At 38.9% G+C, this 17,597-nt stretch carries 12 protein-coding genes; 9 read left to right on the plus strand and 3 right to left on the minus strand.

Going from position 1 to position 17,597, the window contains the following annotated elements:
- Positions 1-63 precede the first annotated feature (63 nt).
- The 3 genes from glmU to AB3I72_RS06430 all read left to right on the plus strand — a co-directional run bounded on the left by glmU (position 64) and on the right by AB3I72_RS06430 (position 7,766).
- Entirely contained in the window at positions 64-1,449 is a 1,386-nt protein-coding gene (glmU, locus tag AB3I72_RS06420; protein ID WP_368023721.1) for a bifunctional UDP-N-acetylglucosamine diphosphorylase/glucosamine-1-phosphate N-acetyltransferase GlmU, read from the plus strand.
- Positions 1,450-1,889: 440 nt separating this feature from the next.
- Positions 1,890-5,951: a 5'-nucleotidase C-terminal domain-containing protein gene (locus AB3I72_RS06425; protein WP_368023722.1), complete on the plus strand. Its 4,062-nt coding sequence runs from the start codon at positions 1,890-1,892 to the stop codon at positions 5,949-5,951.
- A 135-nt stretch (positions 5,952-6,086) separates the two neighbouring features.
- Positions 6,087-7,766 carry a peptide ABC transporter substrate-binding protein gene (locus tag AB3I72_RS06430; protein ID WP_368023723.1) on the plus strand — a complete coding sequence of 560 codons (1,680 nt, stop codon included), beginning with the start codon at positions 6,087-6,089 and terminating at the stop codon, positions 7,764-7,766.
- A 48-nt stretch (positions 7,767-7,814) separates the two neighbouring features.
- Here the strand turns inward: AB3I72_RS06430 and AB3I72_RS06435 are convergent, their stop codons facing one another.
- Together AB3I72_RS06435 and AB3I72_RS06440 are read right to left on the minus strand one after the other, a co-directional pair.
- A complete protein-coding gene (locus AB3I72_RS06435; protein ID WP_002356070.1) occupies positions 7,815-8,039 on the minus strand; it encodes a DUF896 domain-containing protein in 225 nt (74 codons plus the stop codon).
- Between the two features lie 14 nt (positions 8,040-8,053).
- Complete coding sequence (locus AB3I72_RS06440; protein WP_368023724.1) at positions 8,054-9,040, minus strand: LLM class flavin-dependent oxidoreductase; 987 nt, start codon at positions 9,038-9,040, stop codon at positions 8,054-8,056.
- 218 nt (positions 9,041-9,258) lie between these two features.
- On the opposite strand from AB3I72_RS06440, the gene ruvA reads away from it, so the two are divergent.
- The 5 genes from ruvA (at position 9,259) to AB3I72_RS06465 (ending at position 15,725) form a co-directional block, all read left to right on the plus strand.
- Complete coding sequence (ruvA, locus tag AB3I72_RS06445; RefSeq protein ID WP_002359241.1) at positions 9,259-9,873, plus strand: Holliday junction branch migration protein RuvA; 615 nt, start codon at positions 9,259-9,261, stop codon at positions 9,871-9,873.
- A 12-nt stretch (positions 9,874-9,885) separates the two neighbouring features.
- On the plus strand, positions 9,886-10,902 hold the full coding sequence (gene ruvB, locus AB3I72_RS06450) for a Holliday junction branch migration DNA helicase RuvB (RefSeq protein WP_002383488.1): 1,017 nt from the start codon (positions 9,886-9,888) through the stop codon (positions 10,900-10,902).
- A 141-nt stretch (positions 10,903-11,043) separates the two neighbouring features.
- The gene (locus tag AB3I72_RS06455) at positions 11,044-11,742 is read left to right on the plus strand and encodes an N-acetylmannosamine-6-phosphate 2-epimerase (protein ID WP_176944773.1); all 699 of its coding nucleotides are present in this window, start codon (positions 11,044-11,046) and stop codon (positions 11,740-11,742) included.
- 178 nt (positions 11,743-11,920) lie between these two features.
- The gene (gene ygjK, locus AB3I72_RS06460; protein WP_002408165.1) at positions 11,921-14,260 is read left to right on the plus strand and encodes an alpha-glucosidase; all 2,340 of its coding nucleotides are present in this window, start codon (positions 11,921-11,923) and stop codon (positions 14,258-14,260) included.
- Between the two features lie 547 nt (positions 14,261-14,807).
- The gene (locus tag AB3I72_RS06465) at positions 14,808-15,725 is read left to right on the plus strand and encodes a helix-turn-helix transcriptional regulator (protein ID WP_002367583.1); all 918 of its coding nucleotides are present in this window, start codon (positions 14,808-14,810) and stop codon (positions 15,723-15,725) included.
- A 40-nt stretch (positions 15,726-15,765) separates the two neighbouring features.
- On the opposite strand, the gene AB3I72_RS06470 is transcribed toward AB3I72_RS06465, so the two are convergent.
- Positions 15,766-16,419 (minus strand): Crp/Fnr family transcriptional regulator, encoded by a 654-nt coding sequence (locus AB3I72_RS06470; protein WP_002356081.1) that lies wholly within the window; start codon positions 16,417-16,419, stop codon positions 15,766-15,768.
- Positions 16,420-16,692: 273 nt separating this feature from the next.
- On the opposite strand from AB3I72_RS06470, the gene AB3I72_RS06475 reads away from it, so the two are divergent.
- Positions 16,693-17,586, plus strand: coding sequence for an SDR family oxidoreductase (locus AB3I72_RS06475; RefSeq protein ID WP_368023726.1), 894 nt, complete (start codon positions 16,693-16,695; stop codon positions 17,584-17,586).
- The last annotated feature ends 11 nt before the right edge of the window (positions 17,587-17,597 follow it).

Below are 17,597 nucleotides of genomic sequence, written 5' to 3' on the forward strand. Positions count from 1 at the left end.
TAAACTAGAAAAGGTATAATGAGGACGATTTAGAAGAAAATCAAACAATTTAGTTAATTTGAGGTGGCAAACGTGGAAAATAGATACGCAATTATTTTAGCAGCTGGTAAAGGAACACGCATGAAATCTAAACTTTATAAAGTATTGCATCCAGTTGCTGGTAAACCAATGGTCGAACATATTTTAGATCAAGTAGAACAAACAGAACCAACAGAAATCGTGACGATCGTTGGACACGGGGCGGAAATGATTAAAAGCCATTTAGGCGAACGTAGTCAATATGCCTTACAAGCTGAACAATTGGGAACTGGGCATGCAGTCATGCAAGCACAAGAGTTATTAGGTGGTAAACAAGGAACAACATTAGTTATTACAGGGGATACGCCGTTATTAACTGCAGAAACCTTGAAAAACTTATTCGATTACCATCAAGGTAAGAATGCAAGTGCGACTATTTTAACAGCGCATGCGGAAGACCCAACAGGCTATGGTCGAATTATTCGTGACCATGTGGGCATTGTTGAACGAATCGTGGAACAAAAAGATGCCAGTGAAGAAGAAGCACGTGTTCAAGAAATTAATACAGGAACCTTCTGTTTTGATAATGAATCATTGTTTGAAGCGTTAGCGAAAACAGATACAAACAATACACAAGGGGAATACTATTTAACAGATATCATTGAAATTTTGAAAAAAGAAGGCAAAGCTGTCGCTGCTTACCAAATGGCAGACTTTGACGAAGCAATGGGTGTAAATGATCGTGTCGCTTTATCCACTGCTAATAAAATTATGCATCGTCGTTTAAATGAAATGCATATGCGAAATGGTGTTACATTTATTGATCCAGATACAACATATATTGATGAAGGCGTGGTAATTGGTTCAGACACAGTCATTGAAGCGGGAGTCACTGTCAAAGGAAAAACAGTGATTGGCGAAGATTGCTTGATTGGCGCACATTCAGAAATCGTTGATAGTCACATCGGCAATCAAGTGGTTGTTAAACAGTCTGTGATTGAAGAAAGTGTGGTTCGCGAGGGGGCTGATGTGGGTCCGTATGCACATTTACGTCCTAAAGCAGATGTGGGGGCAAACGTACACATTGGTAACTTCGTGGAAGTAAAAAATGCAACAATCGATGAAGGCACAAAAGTGGGCCATTTAACATACGTTGGTGATGCAACATTAGGCAAAGATATTAATGTCGGTTGCGGCGTTGTTTTTGTTAATTATGATGGCAAAAATAAACACCAAACAGTCGTGGGTGATCACGCGTTTATTGGCTCTGCAACGAACATTGTTGCGCCAGTCACGATTGGTGATCATGCGGTGACTGCTGCTGGTTCAACTATCACAGAAGATGTCCCTTCAGAAGATTTGGCGATTGCCCGGGCACGTCAAGTGAATAAAGAAGGCTATGCTAAAAAGTTACCTTACATGAAGGATTAACTTCAAATAAAAAAGAACGCTCTTTTGCTTAAGCAAAAGAGCGTTCTTTTTCCTCCTTAAAGACTAGACCAATTGCTGCTAATATTTGTTTAGAGGCATTCAAGGACTAGACCAATGCTGTTTATTCGGTATTTTTAGTTATTTTTTTCAAAAAAATAGTTTTTGTTCTGCTTTTCCAATATAAAAAGACTTTCTTTTTTATAAAGTTCGTGTTTTGGTCAAAATTACTATTTTTTTCACAAACAAATCCGCTATATTGTCCAAAAATAAAAACAATTTACAGGAAAAACATCTTATTTTAACGGAATTTACTGTTTTTTATTTAACGGATATATTATGATAGGAAAAGAAGAGCAGCGTGATGGGGGAAGGCTCTTTTTGTTGTTTGTTACTTTGACAATTGTTTGTTGCAAATGGGTTGAAACACAAGGAGGAAATTTGTGAAAAAGTTGAGCTTTAAAAAAGTGAAGTGGGGCATGCATTTTTTAATGGCTGTTGCGTTGATAGCGCCAAGCGTTACTAGTACGGCATATGCAGTAGAAACAACGAGTCAACAAAGTTCAGAAGCAGTAACAAGTACCACCGATTCAAGTAGAAAACAAGCACCAGTCATCACACAGGAAACAACAGATATCAAACAAGAAGCACCAAATCAGGCTACGAGTGACAGTGTCAAGCAGTCACAAGAAACCACGGCACCAACAGAGACGACGAATTTAGAAACGTCATCTGCTGAAAAAGAAGAAACGAGCACGCCGCAAAAAATAACAATTTTAGGTACGTCAGATGTTCATGGTCAATTATGGAATTGGTCTTATGAAGATGATAAAGAACTACCAGTTGGTTTGTCCCAAGTAAGTACAGTCGTCAACCAAGTCCGGGCACAAAACCCAGCAGGCACCGTTTTAATTGATAATGGCGACAATATTCAAGGCACTATTTTAACAGATGACTTGTATAATAAAGCGCCTTTAGTGAATGAAAAGACCCATCCAATGATCACCGCCATGAATGTGATGAAGTATGATGCAATGGTTTTGGGAAATCATGAGTTTAATTTTGGTTTACCGTTAATCAAAAAAATTCAACAAGAAGCCACTTTTCCAATCTTGTCTGCGAATACCTACAATAAGGAAGATGGTCTTCGTTTTGTTGAAGGGACTACCACGAAGGAGCTTGATCTTAATCAAGATGGGCAGCCAGATTTAAAAGTTGGGATTATTGGCTTAACAATCCCGCACATTCCTTTGTGGGATGGCCCTCGTGTTACTTCGCTTAATTTTTTACCTTTGAAAGAAGAAGCAGAAAAAGCAGTTACTGAGTTGAAAGCTAACGATCAGGCTGACATTATTGTTGCCTCGATTCATGCGGGACAACAAAATAGTGATCCGGCTGCCAGCGCCGACCAAGTAATTGAAAATGTCGCGGGGATTGATGCGTATATTCTGGGTCATGACCACCTTTCTTTTACCAAGCAAGGAGCAGCGCCGAATGGAAAAACTGTACCGGTAGGGGGACCGAAAGATACGGGGACAGAAGTTGTTAAGATTGATCTTTCAGTTGCTAAAAATGCCGATAAGTGGGAAGTGCAAGAAGGTACAGCAACGATTGTACCAACAACGAATGTTCCAGCAGATGAAGCAGTTAAGGCAGCGACAAAAGAATACCATGAGCAAACGCGAGCGTTTATTCAGGAGGAGATTGGCACAGCAACAGCTGATTTTTTACCAAAACAAGAAATTAAAGGAATTCCCGAAGCACAATTACAACCAACAGCGATGATTTCTTTAATTAATAACGTTCAAAAAGAAGTAACAGGCGCACAATTAAGTGCGGCAGCGCTGTTTAAATACGACAGTAAATTACCTGCGGGGAAGATTTCCTATGCCACGATTTTTGATATCTACAAATACCCGAATACCTTAGTGAGTGTTCCCATTAACGGTGAAAACTTACTGAAGTATTTAGAAAAACAAGGGGCGTACTATAACCAAACACAGCCAGATGATTTGACCATTAGTTTTAATCCAAACATTCGTGTATATAACTATGACATGATTTCTGGAGTGGACTACAAGATTGACATTTCAAAACCAGTGGGTGAACGAATTGTAGATGCGAAAATTGACGGCCAACCGTTGGATCCTGCCAAAGAATATACGCTTGCTATGAATAATTATCGTTACGGCGGTTTAGCTAGCCAAGGGATTCAAGTAGGGGAACCTATTAAAAATTCTGATCCAGAAACCTTACGAGGAATGATTGTTGATTATATTAAGAAAAAAGGAACGCTTGATCCAGAACAAGAAATCGAACGAAATTGGTCAATTATTGGGACAAATTTTGATGAAAAATGGCGTGCCAAAGCAATCGAATTAGTGAATGACGGCACTCTTCAAATTCCGACTTCTACTGATGGACGTACACCAAACGCCGCCGCTATTACGAAACAAGATGTCCGTAATGCGGGCTTTGATTTAGATAATGCATATACCATTATGCACACAAATGACGTTCATGGCCGACTAGAAGCAGGGAAAGGCGAATTAGGTATGGCGCGTCTAAAAACCTTTAAAGACCAAGAAAACCCAACCTTGATGGTGGATGCAGGGGATGTTTTCCAAGGATTACCAATCTCCAATTTCTCCAAAGGCGCGGATATGGCCAAAGCCATGAATGAAGTTGGTTATGATGCCATGGCGGTGGGAAATCACGAGTTTGATTTTGGTTTAGAGATTGCACTAGGTTATAAAGACCAACTGAATTTTCCGATTGTATCTAGTAATACGTATTACAGAGATGGCAGTGGACGGGTTTTTGATCCGTATACAATCGTAGAAAAAGCCGGGAAAAAGTTTGCCATTGTAGGTGTGACGACCCCAGAAACAGCAACGAAAACACACCCGAAAAACGTAGAGAAGGTGACATTTAAAGACCCGATTCCAGAAGTAGAAGCGGTGATTAATGAAATTAAAGAGAAGTACGCGGATATTCAAGCTTTCGTGGTTACTGGGCATTTAGGCGTAGATGAAACGACGCCGCATATCTGGCGTGGTGATACGCTAGCAGAAACCCTTAGTCAAACATATCCTGAGTTAGATATTAATGTGATTGATGGACATTCGCATACAGCCGTCGAAAGTGGCAAACGTTATGGCAAAGTGATCTATGCTCAAACAGGTAATTATTTAAATAATGTTGGAATTGTCACAGCACCAGAGAATGAACCAACTAAGAAAGCAGCAAAATTGATTCCAGCAGAAGAGTTGCTAGGATTGCCAGAAAACCCGGCAGTTAAAGCCATCGTTGATGAAGCACGAACGAATTTTAACGCTGAAAATGAAAAAGTAATTGTCGATTATATTCCATTCACATTGGATGGACAACGAGAAAATGTGCGCACACGAGAGACCAACTTAGGGAATTTGATTGGTGATGCGATTATGTCATATGGCCAAGACGCGTTTAGCCAACCTGCTGATTTTGCAGTAACTAATGGTGGCGGCATTCGCGCTGATATTAAGCAAGGACCGATTAAAGTTGGGGATGTCATTGCTGTGTTACCTTTTGGCAATAGCATTGCGCAAATTCAAGTAACCGGTGCTCAAGTTAAAGAAATGTTTGAAATGTCTGTTCGTTCGATTCCACAAAAAGATGAGAATGGCACAATTTTACTAGATGATGCTGGCCAACCAAAACTTGGCGCAAATGGTGGTTTCCTACATGTTTCAAGCTCCATTCGTATCCACTATGATTCCACAAAACCAGGTACTCGCTTGGCTAGTGACGAAGGCAATGAAACAGGACAAACGATTGTCGGTAGTCGCGTATTAGGAATAGAAATTAAAAATCGGCAAACGCAAAAGTTTGAACCATTGGATGAGAAGAAACAATACCGGATGGCTACCAATGATTTCTTAGCTGCTGGTGGTGATGGTTACGATATGCTAGGTGGTGAACGAGAAGAAGGGATTTCACTAGATGCTGTCTTAATTGAATACTTGAAAAGTGCAACCAGCTTGCGGTTGTATCGTGCAGCAACGACGATTGATTTAGCACAATATAAAGAACCATTCCCAGGCGAACGAATTGTTTCTATTTCGGAAGAAGCTTACAAAGAGTTAATCGGTGGAGGAGAGACGCCAAAACCAGATCCAAAACCAGATCCGAAACCAGATCCGAAACCAGATCCGAAACCAGATCCGAAACCAGATCCGAAACCAGATCCAAAACCAGATCCGAAACCAGATCCAAAACCAGATCCAAAACCAGACCCAAAACCAGACCCGAAACCAACACCAGAAACACCAGTAGCAACCAATAAACAAAACCAAGCGGGAGCAAGACAGAGCAATCCATCCGTAACAGAGAAGAAAAAGTATGGCGGCTTTTTACCTAAAACGGGTACAGAACCAGAAACGCTTGCATTATATGGTTTACTGTTCGTTGGACTTTCTTCTTCTGGCTGGTATATTTATAAACGACGTAACAAAGCTAGTTAGTCATTTTTTAAGAACCGTCCTTCGGGATTGGTTCTTTTTTTATTTTAATGCTTGCCATTTGTTTTTAATTTTAGTATTATAAGAATATTCTAAAAATTAAAAAATGAAGAGTTTTTTCTGTGAAGGGAGAAAGGCATGAAAAGTAAACGTATAAAAGGACTTATCGGGTTAAGTTTAACAACGCTATTAGTTTTAGCTGCTTGTGGTGGTGATGGGGGAGCTGGCGCCGAAAAAGCAAAGGGCGGATCAGAGAAAACCGCCGCTAAACAAGAATTTAAAGTAGTGGTTCAACAAGAAATGCCTTCTGCAGATTTATCTTTAGGAACAGATACAATTAGTTTTACGGCACTGAATAATGCGTATGAAGGAATTTATCGTTTAGATGATAAAAGCAAGCCGCAACCAGCAGGGGCTAAAGAAAAAGTGCAAGTCAGTGAAGATGGTCTGACGTACACAGTGAAACTAAGAGAAGAAGCAAAATGGTCCAATGGTGATCCTGTCACAGCTGCCGATTATGTTTTTAGTTGGCAACGTACAGCAGATCCTCAGACTGGCGCTGAGTATGCTTATTTTCTAGAAATGATTGAAAACGGTGCAGATATTGTAGCTGGTAAGAAACCAGTTTCTGAATTAGGCATTAAAGCAAACGGGGATTACGAGCTAGAAATTAAACTGGCAAAACCAACACCATATTTTGATTATTTACTGGCCTTTCCACTATTTTTCCCGCAACATCAAGCAACCGTAGAGAAATATGGCAAAGATTACGCTGCTTCCAGTGAAAAAGCAGTCTATAATGGTCCGTTTGTCTTAGCTAACTTTGAAGGGGCTGGCTCAGATACCAATTGGACTTTGGAAAAAAATGAAAACTATTGGGATAAAGACAATGTCAAATTAGATAAAATCAATTTTGATGTTGTCAAGGAGGCGCCAACTGCCTTGAACTTATTCCAAGATGGTCAAGCAGACGATGTTATTTTAAGTGGCGAATTGGCCCAGCAAATGGCGAAGGATCCAGAATTGGTTATCGAAAAAGAAGCACGAACCAGCTATTTGGAATTTAATCAGCGAGATAAAAATTCACCGTATAATAATGTGAATTTACGCAAAGCAATTTCAGCAGCGATTGATCGCAACGCATTAGTAGATAAAATTTTAGGCGACGGCTCAGTAGTCGCTACCGGCTTAATTCCAGAAGGGATGTCGTATTCGCCGACAGATGACAAAGATTTTGCTGATGAAAATAAAAAAATTGTTGAATATAGCCCAGAAAAAGCAAAAGAATATTGGGCAAAAGCTAAGAAAGAATTGGGCATAACAACACTCAAAATGGATATTGTTGCCGATGATGTCGATTCTACGAAAAAGTTAGCGGAATATATTCAAGGTACGTTAAAGGATACTTTAGAGGGCATTGATGTAACAGTGAGCCCAGTGCCGTTTTCAGTTCGAATTGATCGAGGCAGTCGCGGCGATTTTGAGACAATCTTAGGTGGTTGGGCTGCGGATTACGCAGATCCAAGTAGTTTCTTAGACCTTTTTGTTACTGGTAATAACTATAATCGCGGGCGTTTTTCAAGTAAAGCCTACGATGAGTTGATCGAGGCTTCAGCCACAAGAGATGCTTCAGATCCTGAAAAACGTTGGGAAGACATGGTTAAGGCTGAGAAGTTATTGATTGGTGAAGAGACCGCTTTAGCCCCACTTTATCAAAAGGCGACTGCCCATCTACGCAGTAAAGAAGTAAAAGGTGTCGTTGCGCATGGTGCTGGTGCACAATATGATTATAAGTGGACATATGTAACAGAAGAGTAGTTAAAAAAGAGACACAGAACAAGTCAAATCGACTGTTCTGTGTCTCTTTTAATCAAAATATTTCTGCTGTTCTTCTTTTAATTTTTCTGGGGTTACATCTTCACCAGTAGGATCATAAATAGTGACGCCCATTAATGTTTTATTGAATTGTTCACGAATGGTTCGCAAATATTCTTGTCGCAAATCGACACGAAGAGCTTGTTCTTCAGATGTTAAACCTTGTTCACGCTCTTTTTGTGCAAGCGTATTAATTCTTTTTAAAACCTCTAACATTTCTCATTTCCTTTCTATAATAATTCTTTTGCTAGGCGTTCAAACGATTGAAAGCGCGTTTGTTTGTCATAACCTGGGGTGATTAGCATTGCTTCTGTCAACCCTAGTTCTTCTTGTTGGTGGAAAAACTCCGCAACTTCTTGGCTACTACCAATGACAAAGCGTTGTTTATTCTGTTCTAAAACCAGTTTGTCCATTTCACTGTAAGGGAAAGCTAGGGCTTCTTCTGGCGATAAAAATTTATTTGGAAGCCCATGTTCGGTGGCAAAGATATAATGCTCGAAACTAGCCGCATGGTATTCTGCTTCTTCTTTCGTGTCGGCGGCAAAAGTGAAATACGCAGCGCTCACTTGCGGCTCTTGTTGTTCAGTTACTGGTCGGAAATGCTTGTAATATGCTGACAATACTTCTTTGGGCAAATGTCCATGAATAAACTGAGCAAAGGAAAAATTAATGCCATATTCACCAGCTGAACGTGCGCTTTCTTTACTAGCACCTAGTAACCAGGGTTGTGGTAATAGAACTTCCCGCGGAACAGCTGAAATTTTAGAATATAAATGATCTTCAGGAAATGCCTCTCTTAAAAAGAGTAAAATTTCAGGTGATTTATCAAATTGATCTAGTTGTGGTGGCTGACCATTATTTAACGCCAACGTAGTCAAAGGGCTGCCACCAGGCGAGCGACCCATGCCTAAATCGATTCGATCAGGATATAAAGCTGCTAACGTTTTAAACGTTTCTGCGACTTTAAATGGCGCATAATGCATGGTCATGACGCCACCCGCGCCAACACGAATTTTTTCGGTGGCACTAGCAATATGTGCAACTAAAATTTCTGGCGTTGCACTGGCAAAGGCGTCTGAACCGTGATGTTCGGCATACCAAATTCTTGTGTAGCCAAGTTTTTCCGCTAATTGAGCGAGCTCTTTGGCTTCTTGTAATGTGTCGCTTGCTGATTGATTTTTAGGAACCGTTAATTGATCTAAGATACTTAATTTCATGTATGTAGTCTCCTTTTTGGTTGTTTTTTTGAAGCTACCGCTATTATTACGCAAACATGTCAAAAAAAATAGTACGCACTTTTTAATTCCCTAGTGAGCGAAAAGTAACAAATAGATGTAGCCAAGGTCGATGATAAAAAATTCTCCACTATGGCTTTTTGATGCTTTGTGTTAAAATGGAACATATGTACGCAATCAGCAATTGGAAAGGTGACAACATGTACGAATATATTATTGGAAAAGTAACATTTGTTAGCCCATACTATATTGTCGTTGAAACAAATGGCATTGGCTATCAGATTTCAGTCGATAACCCGTATCGCTATTCAGGAAAAATGGATACGGATATTAAACTATATCTTCACCAAGTCGTGCGGGAAGATGCACAACTTTTATTTGGTTTTGGCAGTTTAGAAGAAAAACAATTGTTCTTAAAATTAATCAGTGTCTCTGGAATTGGCCCTAAAAGTGGCTTAGCTATCATGGCTTCTGTGGCTGATCATGGTGGTTTAATCAATGCAATTGAAGGGGAAGATGTTACATATTTAACGAAGTTCCCAGGTGTTGGCAAGAAAACAGCCCAACAAATGATTTTAGATTTAAAAGGAAAATTAGGCGAATTAGAGTCTTCCGAAGCAGCGGTTGCGGCCATGACCGCAACCGAAGCGGTGACAACAAGCAATCAAGCATTGGCAGAAGCGTTAGAAGCATTAAGTGCCCTAGGCTACAGTGACCGAGAGATTAAGCGTATCACTAAGCAATTGGAAGCGTTAGGTGAGACAACGACAGATGTTTATTTAAGCAATGCGTTAAAATTCATGATGAAACGCTAAGGAGGAATAACGATGACAGAAGAAGAACGGTTGCTTTCAGCTGCAAGTCAAGAAGCAGAAGCTTCAATTGAAAAATCGTTACGTCCACAATTTTTAGCACAATATATTGGTCAAGACAAAGTAAAACAAGAACTAACGATTTATATTGAAGCGGCGAAAAATCGGAATGAAGCGTTGGATCATACCCTTCTTTATGGTCCGCCAGGTTTAGGGAAAACGACAATGGCGATGGTCATCGCCAATGAAATGAATGTGAACATTCGTACCACAAGTGGACCAGCCATCGAACGGGCGGGAGATTTAGTCGCTATTTTGAACGAATTAGAGCCTGGTGATGTGTTATTTATCGATGAAATTCATCGTTTGCCGCGAGTTGTGGAAGAAATGCTGTATTCCGCAATGGAAGATTTTTACATTGATATCATGGTCGGTCAAGGAACCACGGCACATCCCGTTCATTTTCCGTTACCGCCTTTTACTTTAGTGGGCGCTACCACACGGGCAGGGATGCTTTCAGCGCCATTACGAGATCGTTTTGGGATTATTTCTCACATGGAGTATTATCAAGAGCAGGATTTAAAAGAAATCGTTCTCCGTTCCGCAGATATTTTTCAAACGGAGATTTTTGAGGAAGGTGCCTTTGAAATTGCGCGCCGCTCAAGAGGAACCCCCCGAATTGCTAATCGTTTGTTAAAACGTGTCCGTGATTTTGCCCAAGTCCAATCAGATGGCAAAATCGACCGAGCGATTGCAGACAAAGCGTTAACCTTACTGCAAGTGGACCATCAAGGCTTGGATTATGTCGATCAAAAATTGTTGAAAACAATGATTGATTTATACGGCGGCGGTCCGGTTGGTTTAAGTACCTTGTCTGTAAATATCGGTGAAGAAACCGAAACGGTGGAAGATATGTATGAACCCTATCTTATTCAAAAAGGTTTCATTAAACGAACACCACGAGGACGAATTGCAACGCCATTTGCGTATGCACATTTTGGGTATGATTATTTAGAGGGTCATAAAAATTAAAAATAAGTCAAAAGAAAGCAAGCCTTAACCGCTTGCTTTCTTTTGTTTCACGTGAAACGTTTGTTCTTATTTAGAAGAGTGGCATATTTCAGCTGTTGTAGGTATACTGTGTTTGTAATCGCTTTTAAATTGGAGGGATCAATGTTGAATAAAGAAATCAAAGGGGCATTAATTGTTTCTTGCCAAGCGTTGGCAGACGAACCGTTGCATAGTTCTTTTATCATGTCCAAGATGGCTTTGGCCGCTAAACAAGGAGGGGCTAAAGGCATTCGAGCAAATTCTGTGGTAGACATTCGAGCAATCCGGAAAGAGGTTGATTTACCAATCATTGGGATTATTAAACGAGATTATCCTGGCGCAGAAGTATATATTACCGCAACTATGCGTGAGGTAGATGAATTAATGGCTGTTCAGCCAGAAATTATTGCTCTCGATGCAACCCATTCGAAACGACCAAATGGCGAAACGTTAGCCACATTTTTCAAAAAAATAAAAGAAAAGTATCCTAACCAAGAATGGATGGCGGATTGTTCCACACTGGAAGAGATGATTGAAGCGGCGGAGTTAGGTTTTGATTATATTGCCACAACGTTAGTCGGCTATACGCCGCAAAGTGAAAATCAGCGGATTGAACAAAATGATTTTGAACTGTTAAGAGAAGCAAAGAAGCATTTTACTACACCAATCATTGCAGAAGGAATGATTGATACGCCAGCAAAAGTCCAACGTGTTCTGGAGCTAGGTGCTTATAGCGTGGTGGTGGGATCTGTTATTACACGACCGCAAAAAATTACTGAAAAATTTGTAGAAGCTACGAAAATAAAACAGAATCAAGCATAAACTAAATACACTATCGATACACTCGTTATTTTTTGATTAATACACTTCGATACGGTCGCTTTTTTTCTAGAGAAAGTGGAATCTTTCAATAATGAAAAGGGATACACTCCGTTTGGCATAGTCCTTGCTGATAATAAATCAGTGTATAAAGCGCTATCATTTTTATAGGAGGGGTTTTATGAAGGGTTTATCAAAAAAGAAACGGGTGTCTACTTGGTTAGCGTTAGGAATCACCGTAGTCAGCTGTTTTGCGTTAAGCGGGGAAGTGCAAGCAAGTGTTGAAAGAACAAAAGTTGATGAATTTGCAAATGTTTTAGATGTGAGTGCATCACCAACCGAACGGACGAATGGCGTATACGATACCAATTATTTTAATAATTTTTCTGATTTAGGTGCATGGCATGGCTACTATTTACCTGAAAAAAGCAATAAAGAGCTACTGGGTGGTTTTGCAGGGCCATTGATTATTGCGGAAGAATATCCGGTAAACTTGGCGGCAAGTTTAAACAAATTAACGGTCAAAAATAAAAAAACGGGAGAAACCTATGATCTAAGCCAAAGCAACCGTATGGACCTGTCTTATTATCCTGGGCGCCTAGAGCAAACCTATGAATTAGACGATCTAACGATTCATTTAGCTTTAATTTTTGTCAGCAATCGAACGGCGCTTATCCAAACGACGCTTGAAAACACTGGGGAAGAGCCCTTGTCACTTGAAGCAAGCTGGACAGGTGCGGTCTTTGACAAAATTCAAGAGGGAACGGAAACCTTAGATATTGGCACTCGTTTAACTGCTAAAGACAATGATATTCAAGTGAATTTTGGTGAAGTCAGAGAAACGTGGAATTATTTTGCTACGAAAGACACAAAATATACGATTCATCATGCGGATAAAGTTTCAACAAAAATTGATAATCGGAATTATACAGCGACCGCTGAACCAATTGAATTGAAGCCTAAACAAACGTACAACACCTATACGACAGAAAGCTATACTTTTACAAAAGAAGAAGAGGCAAAGGAACAACAACAAGCACCCGAATATACCAAAAATGCGGCGCGCTATTTCAAAGAGAACAAGCAAAGATGGCAAGGATATCTAGATAAAACGTTTGATCAAAAGAAAACAGCAGAATTTCCTGAATATCAAAATGCGCTAGTCAAATCGATTGAAACGATTAATACCAATTGGCGAAGTGCGGCAGGTGCCTTTAAGCATGACGGGATTGTTCCGTCCATGTCTTATAAATGGTTTATTGGTATGTGGGCTTGGGATTCGTGGAAAGCGGATGTAGCAACGGCTGATTTTAATCCTGAGTTAGCTAAAAATAATATGCGGGCCTTGTTTGATTATCAAATTCAAAAAGATGATACCGTACGTCCACAAGATGCAGGAGCGATCATTGATGCTGTCTTTTACAATCAAGACAGTGCGCGTGGTGGTGAAGGTGGCAACTGGAATGAACGAAATTCTAAACCACCATTGGCTGCATGGGCAGTTTGGCATATTTATCAAGAAACCAAAGATAAGGAATTTTTAAAAGAAATGTATCCCAAACTTGTGGCTTATCACAATTGGTGGTATACCAACCGAGACCACAATAAAAATGGGATAGCAGAATATGGAAGCATGGTCAGTGATGCCCACTGGCAAAAAGACGACAAGGATCAAATCATTAAAGATAAAAATGGCCAACCTAAAGTGGACGATGATGCTGTTATTGAAGCAGCCGCGTGGGAAAGTGGCATGGATAACGCTACACGGTTTGACAAAGAAGGTGTGGGCAAAGGCGATGACGGAGTTAAAGTTTTTGAAAATAAAAATAAAGGAAAAGTAGTGGGGTATTCGATTAATCAAGAATCAGTGGATTTGAATGCGTATCTCTACGCTGAAAAGGGCTATTTAGCTTCGATAGCAGAAGAACTAGGCAAAAAAGAGGACTATAAGAACTATCAAAAAGAAGCGAAGAAACTAAAAAAATATATTCAAGAAAATATGTTTGATGAAAAAACGGGCTTCTTCTATGACTTACAAATAAATGAAGACGGCTCGAAAACAAAATTGTTAGTCAATCGTGGCAAAGGAACAGAAGGCTGGTTGCCGCTTTGGGCAAAAGTAGCGACCAAAGAACAGGCGGCGGCAGTTAAGAAAAACATGATGAATCAAGAAATGTTCAATACCTTTATGCCATTCCCAACGGCATCCAAAGACAATGAAAAATTTGCTGCAACGAAATATTGGCGAGGACCAGTTTGGCTTGATCAAGCCTTGTTTGGTGTAGAAGCTCTTCAGAACTATGACTATACAAAAGAAGCAAAAGAAATGACACAAAAACTCTTCTTACATGCCGAAGGATTGATGGGAGAAGGCCCTATTCATGAAAATTATGATCCACTGACAGGGAAGGGCTTAAGTACGAAAAACTTTAGTTGGTCAGCAGCAGCGTACTATTTACTGTATAAAAACACCTTATTAAGTAATAACCCCACAACGCAAACCGCTTTTGAGATAAAATAGAAAAACAGCTCTTGAGAAAATATCACTCAAGAGCTGTTTTTTTCTTCACTTGCTACAATCTGTTTCCTTCTGATTTAATTAAATGTAATTTATTTGTTTTAATAAATATATTTGATTTAATTAAAGAAAATATCCGAAAATAAAAAAATATGTATTTTTATTAAAAATGTTATTTAATAAAAATGAAATAGATATTCAAGGAAATTGATTGTACAATGGTTAGTGAAGAGTGGGTTTAACGAAATAGTGTAATAAGGAATAAGCTGATATTAAAACCAAACATATGCGACACCTCCTTCTCTGTTAGTTCTATTGAATTCTATTATAGAACATTTCTTTTGGTTTTTTCAAGGGAAGTTAAGTATATAAGCTTTTATGATTATCAAAATATTACAATATTATAATCGTAAAAATAATATAAACAAATATTTCAAAAGAATTATTAATGGTTATGCCAGTTTTTTTAAGCTATATAGACATTTTTTGGATTTTTATGTTAATAAAAAAATAATGCTTAATATTAATTTTGTTATAGGAGGAGGATATTATGGATGTACTAGGTGCTCTAAAATATTTTAGAAAAAAGAAAAAAATTGCTCAGAAAGATGTTTTGCCAAAAAAGGGGAAACAAACCTATCGAAGAATCGAAATTGGTGAAGCCAAGCTAAGTTACGAGGATTTAATGACGGCGTTGCAGTCACTGGGGATTACCTTTAATGAATTTTTTTTTATGGTATCTGATACGAGAATCATGGCTTCTTCAGAAGTCAAACATCAAATTGAATGTTGTCAAATGGGGTTGAACAATACAAGTGAAAAAAAGAATCTGATTCATTATTTTTATCAATTAGAGCGCAATCCTCATAAAAATGCGTTGGAAATGTCTATTTACACAGATATTAAATTAACGTTTAGTAATGATTGGGAGGAAATTCCAGAATTTGATGAAACCGATCGAATGGTAATTCTCGCGCTTATCTCTAGCAAAAGCTACTATACATACTACGATTATCAAATGGTGACTAATCCTGCCGCCTTGTTTTCTGAAAATGAAGTCCTTCAGATTCTTGAGCAGATGTTTCCTGTCAAAGATGCTGAATTACGTGATACCCAAACACTAAATGTTGCCTATGGTTTTTACCTAAATATCATTACTGGGGAACTTTATAAGAAAAATTATGCGAAAGCTCGGGAATATTTAGCGCTAGTGAGTGTTACCACGATTCCTGCTGAAATTTACTATATTCATTTTAACTTACGTTATTTAAAAAATCTTACGTATTATCTGTACACTGGCAAAATGAGATATTATAAAGAAGTAATCGCCGTTATTGATATGATTGAAAGCTTTGGCGATGTACGTTTGGCGGAAGGCATGAAAAAAGAAATGCTTCAGCTGACGGCTGGTCGGACATTTAATTTAGAAAAAGGTCAGTTTCCATTGAATATTGTCACTGAAAAATAAAAAGCACCCCCGCAAGGTCAAACTTGCGGGGGTGCTGATGTTAAACAATAATGTTATCTCTAATCATATCTAAATCTTTAATCAAAATTTTGCGGTTACGTAGTTCAATTGCCCCTAACTCTTTTAGTTGCTGCATCATCCGGTTAACGCTACTAGCAGAAGTTATCCCACAAAAATGCGCAATTTCTTCATTGGTCACCACGAAATCAATTAAAATACCTTCCTCTGTTTCTACGCCAAATGAATCGTACATTTCATAGATTTGTGTACAAACGGCCCCAAATTTGCCATTCATTAACATTTGCTGCATCTTTTTCATGGAATGCATTAAACGGTCCCGATAGTATTCTTTGACATACATTTGCAAGTCTTTACTATTATTGATATCCCGCCAAAATTGAACACGGTCGATTTGATAAAGTTCTGCTTGTGGAGATTCGATGCGAATATTAAAAGGTGCATCAATAAATTCTGAATATTCATCACGTAGCAATGAAACAATTTCCAAATTGTTGATATAACGTAAATTAAATTCACGACCGTCTTTGGAAATAACGCTAGTTTTGATGATGCCACTTTTTAAAATATAGGCATAACGATCTTGCAGTCCTTCATAAGTTAAATAATTTTTCTTCTTTTTTACAACGACTCGAAAAGAATGTTCATCTAAGTAGTCTTGTAAAACATTTCTCATTGGCGGTAACTCCTCAATTATCTCTAAATATTTTTGTTTTTGCCTGTTGGGCTTCCTTCTTATTTAAGCGAATTGGACATCATATGTCAATAACAAATGTTGATAAAAAAGGTCAATTAAACGCTATTTTGAAAAATAAAATCAGCTTTTAGATAATTTTGCCAAAAATTTCGCTTAATGAGTATTAAAAATATTTTTTTTATTTTATGTGCTCAAATATTTTTCAAAAAGAAAAAATTGTATTAAGGTAATAGTAGAAAGGGAGGAGATTTAATGACAGAACCAAACTTAAAAGACCCAAGAAAGTTATTTTATAGTGATGGATTTCCGCAACAAGATCAAGAAACTCCCGCATTACAGGACAAAATGGTCCCTAAACCAGATTGTGGGGAAGACAGCTATGTCGGAAATCACAAATTAGAAAATCGTCGGGTATTAATTACAGGCGGTGATTCTGGGATTGGACGAGCGGCGGCGATTGCTTTTGCTCGCGAAGGTGCAGATATTGCCTTACATTTTTTCCCAGGTGAAGAAAAAGACGCCGAAGAAGTGGCGCACTATATACGAGAAGCTGGCCGAAAAGTCTTTCTTTTGCCAGCAGATTTAAGAGATAAACAGGCACCTGAAGAATTGGTTGCACAAGCTCGTGAATCTTTAGGCGGCTTGGATACCCTCGTTTTAAATGCAGCCCAACAAATTTCCTGTGCTGCTATTGAAGAATTGCCAATGGAACAAGTGATAGACACTTTCCATGTCAATATTATTGCGATGTTTGGCATTGTCAAAGCAGCAGTGCCTCACTTACCTGCCGGAAGTAGCATCGTGACAACGACTTCCGTCCAAGCCTTTAATCCAAGTGAGCATTTGTTGGATTATGCAGCAACGAAGGCATCAATTGCCAACTTTACCGTTGGTTTAGCAAAACAACTGGCACCAAAAGGCATTCGGGTAAATGGCGTGGCTCCAGGACCAATCTGGACACCGTTACAGTTAAATCATGGACAACCAATTGAAGAGTTGCCAGAATTTGGCCAACATTCTTTACTGGAACGTGCGGGTCAGCCTGCTGAATTAGCCCCTGTTTATGTTTTCTTGGCGTCCAATGATGCAAGTTATGTTACGGCTCAAGTTTATGGCGTAACTGGTGGAGAAGCAATTAATCTTTAGGAGGGATGTTC

The sequence above is a fragment of the Enterococcus sp. GC34 genome (genome assembly GCF_040886645.1).
Taxonomy (GTDB): Bacteria; Bacillota; Bacilli; order Lactobacillales; family Enterococcaceae; genus Enterococcus; species Enterococcus faecalis.

Coding starts and splice junctions, on each gene's coding strand:
- AB3I72_RS06430 (WP_368023723.1), top strand. CDS start 6,087: ATGAAAAGTAAACGTATAAAAGGACTTATCGGGTTAAGTTTAACAACG.
- AB3I72_RS06435 (WP_002356070.1), bottom strand. CDS start 8,039: ATGTTAGAGGTTTTAAAAAGAATTAATACGCTTGCACAAAAAGAGCGT.
- AB3I72_RS06440 (WP_368023724.1), bottom strand. CDS start 9,040: ATGAAATTAAGTATCTTAGATCAATTAACGGTTCCTAAAAATCAATCA.
- ruvA (WP_002359241.1), top strand. CDS start 9,259: ATGTACGAATATATTATTGGAAAAGTAACATTTGTTAGCCCATACTAT.
- ruvB (WP_002383488.1), top strand. CDS start 9,886: ATGACAGAAGAAGAACGGTTGCTTTCAGCTGCAAGTCAAGAAGCAGAA.
- AB3I72_RS06455 (WP_176944773.1), top strand. CDS start 11,044: ATGTTGAATAAAGAAATCAAAGGGGCATTAATTGTTTCTTGCCAAGCG.
- ygjK (WP_002408165.1), top strand. CDS start 11,921: ATGAAGGGTTTATCAAAAAAGAAACGGGTGTCTACTTGGTTAGCGTTA.
- AB3I72_RS06465 (WP_002367583.1), top strand. CDS start 14,808: ATGGATGTACTAGGTGCTCTAAAATATTTTAGAAAAAAGAAAAAAATT.
- AB3I72_RS06470 (WP_002356081.1), bottom strand. CDS start 16,419: ATGAGAAATGTTTTACAAGACTACTTAGATGAACATTCTTTTCGAGTC.
- AB3I72_RS06475 (WP_368023726.1), top strand. CDS start 16,693: ATGACAGAACCAAACTTAAAAGACCCAAGAAAGTTATTTTATAGTGAT.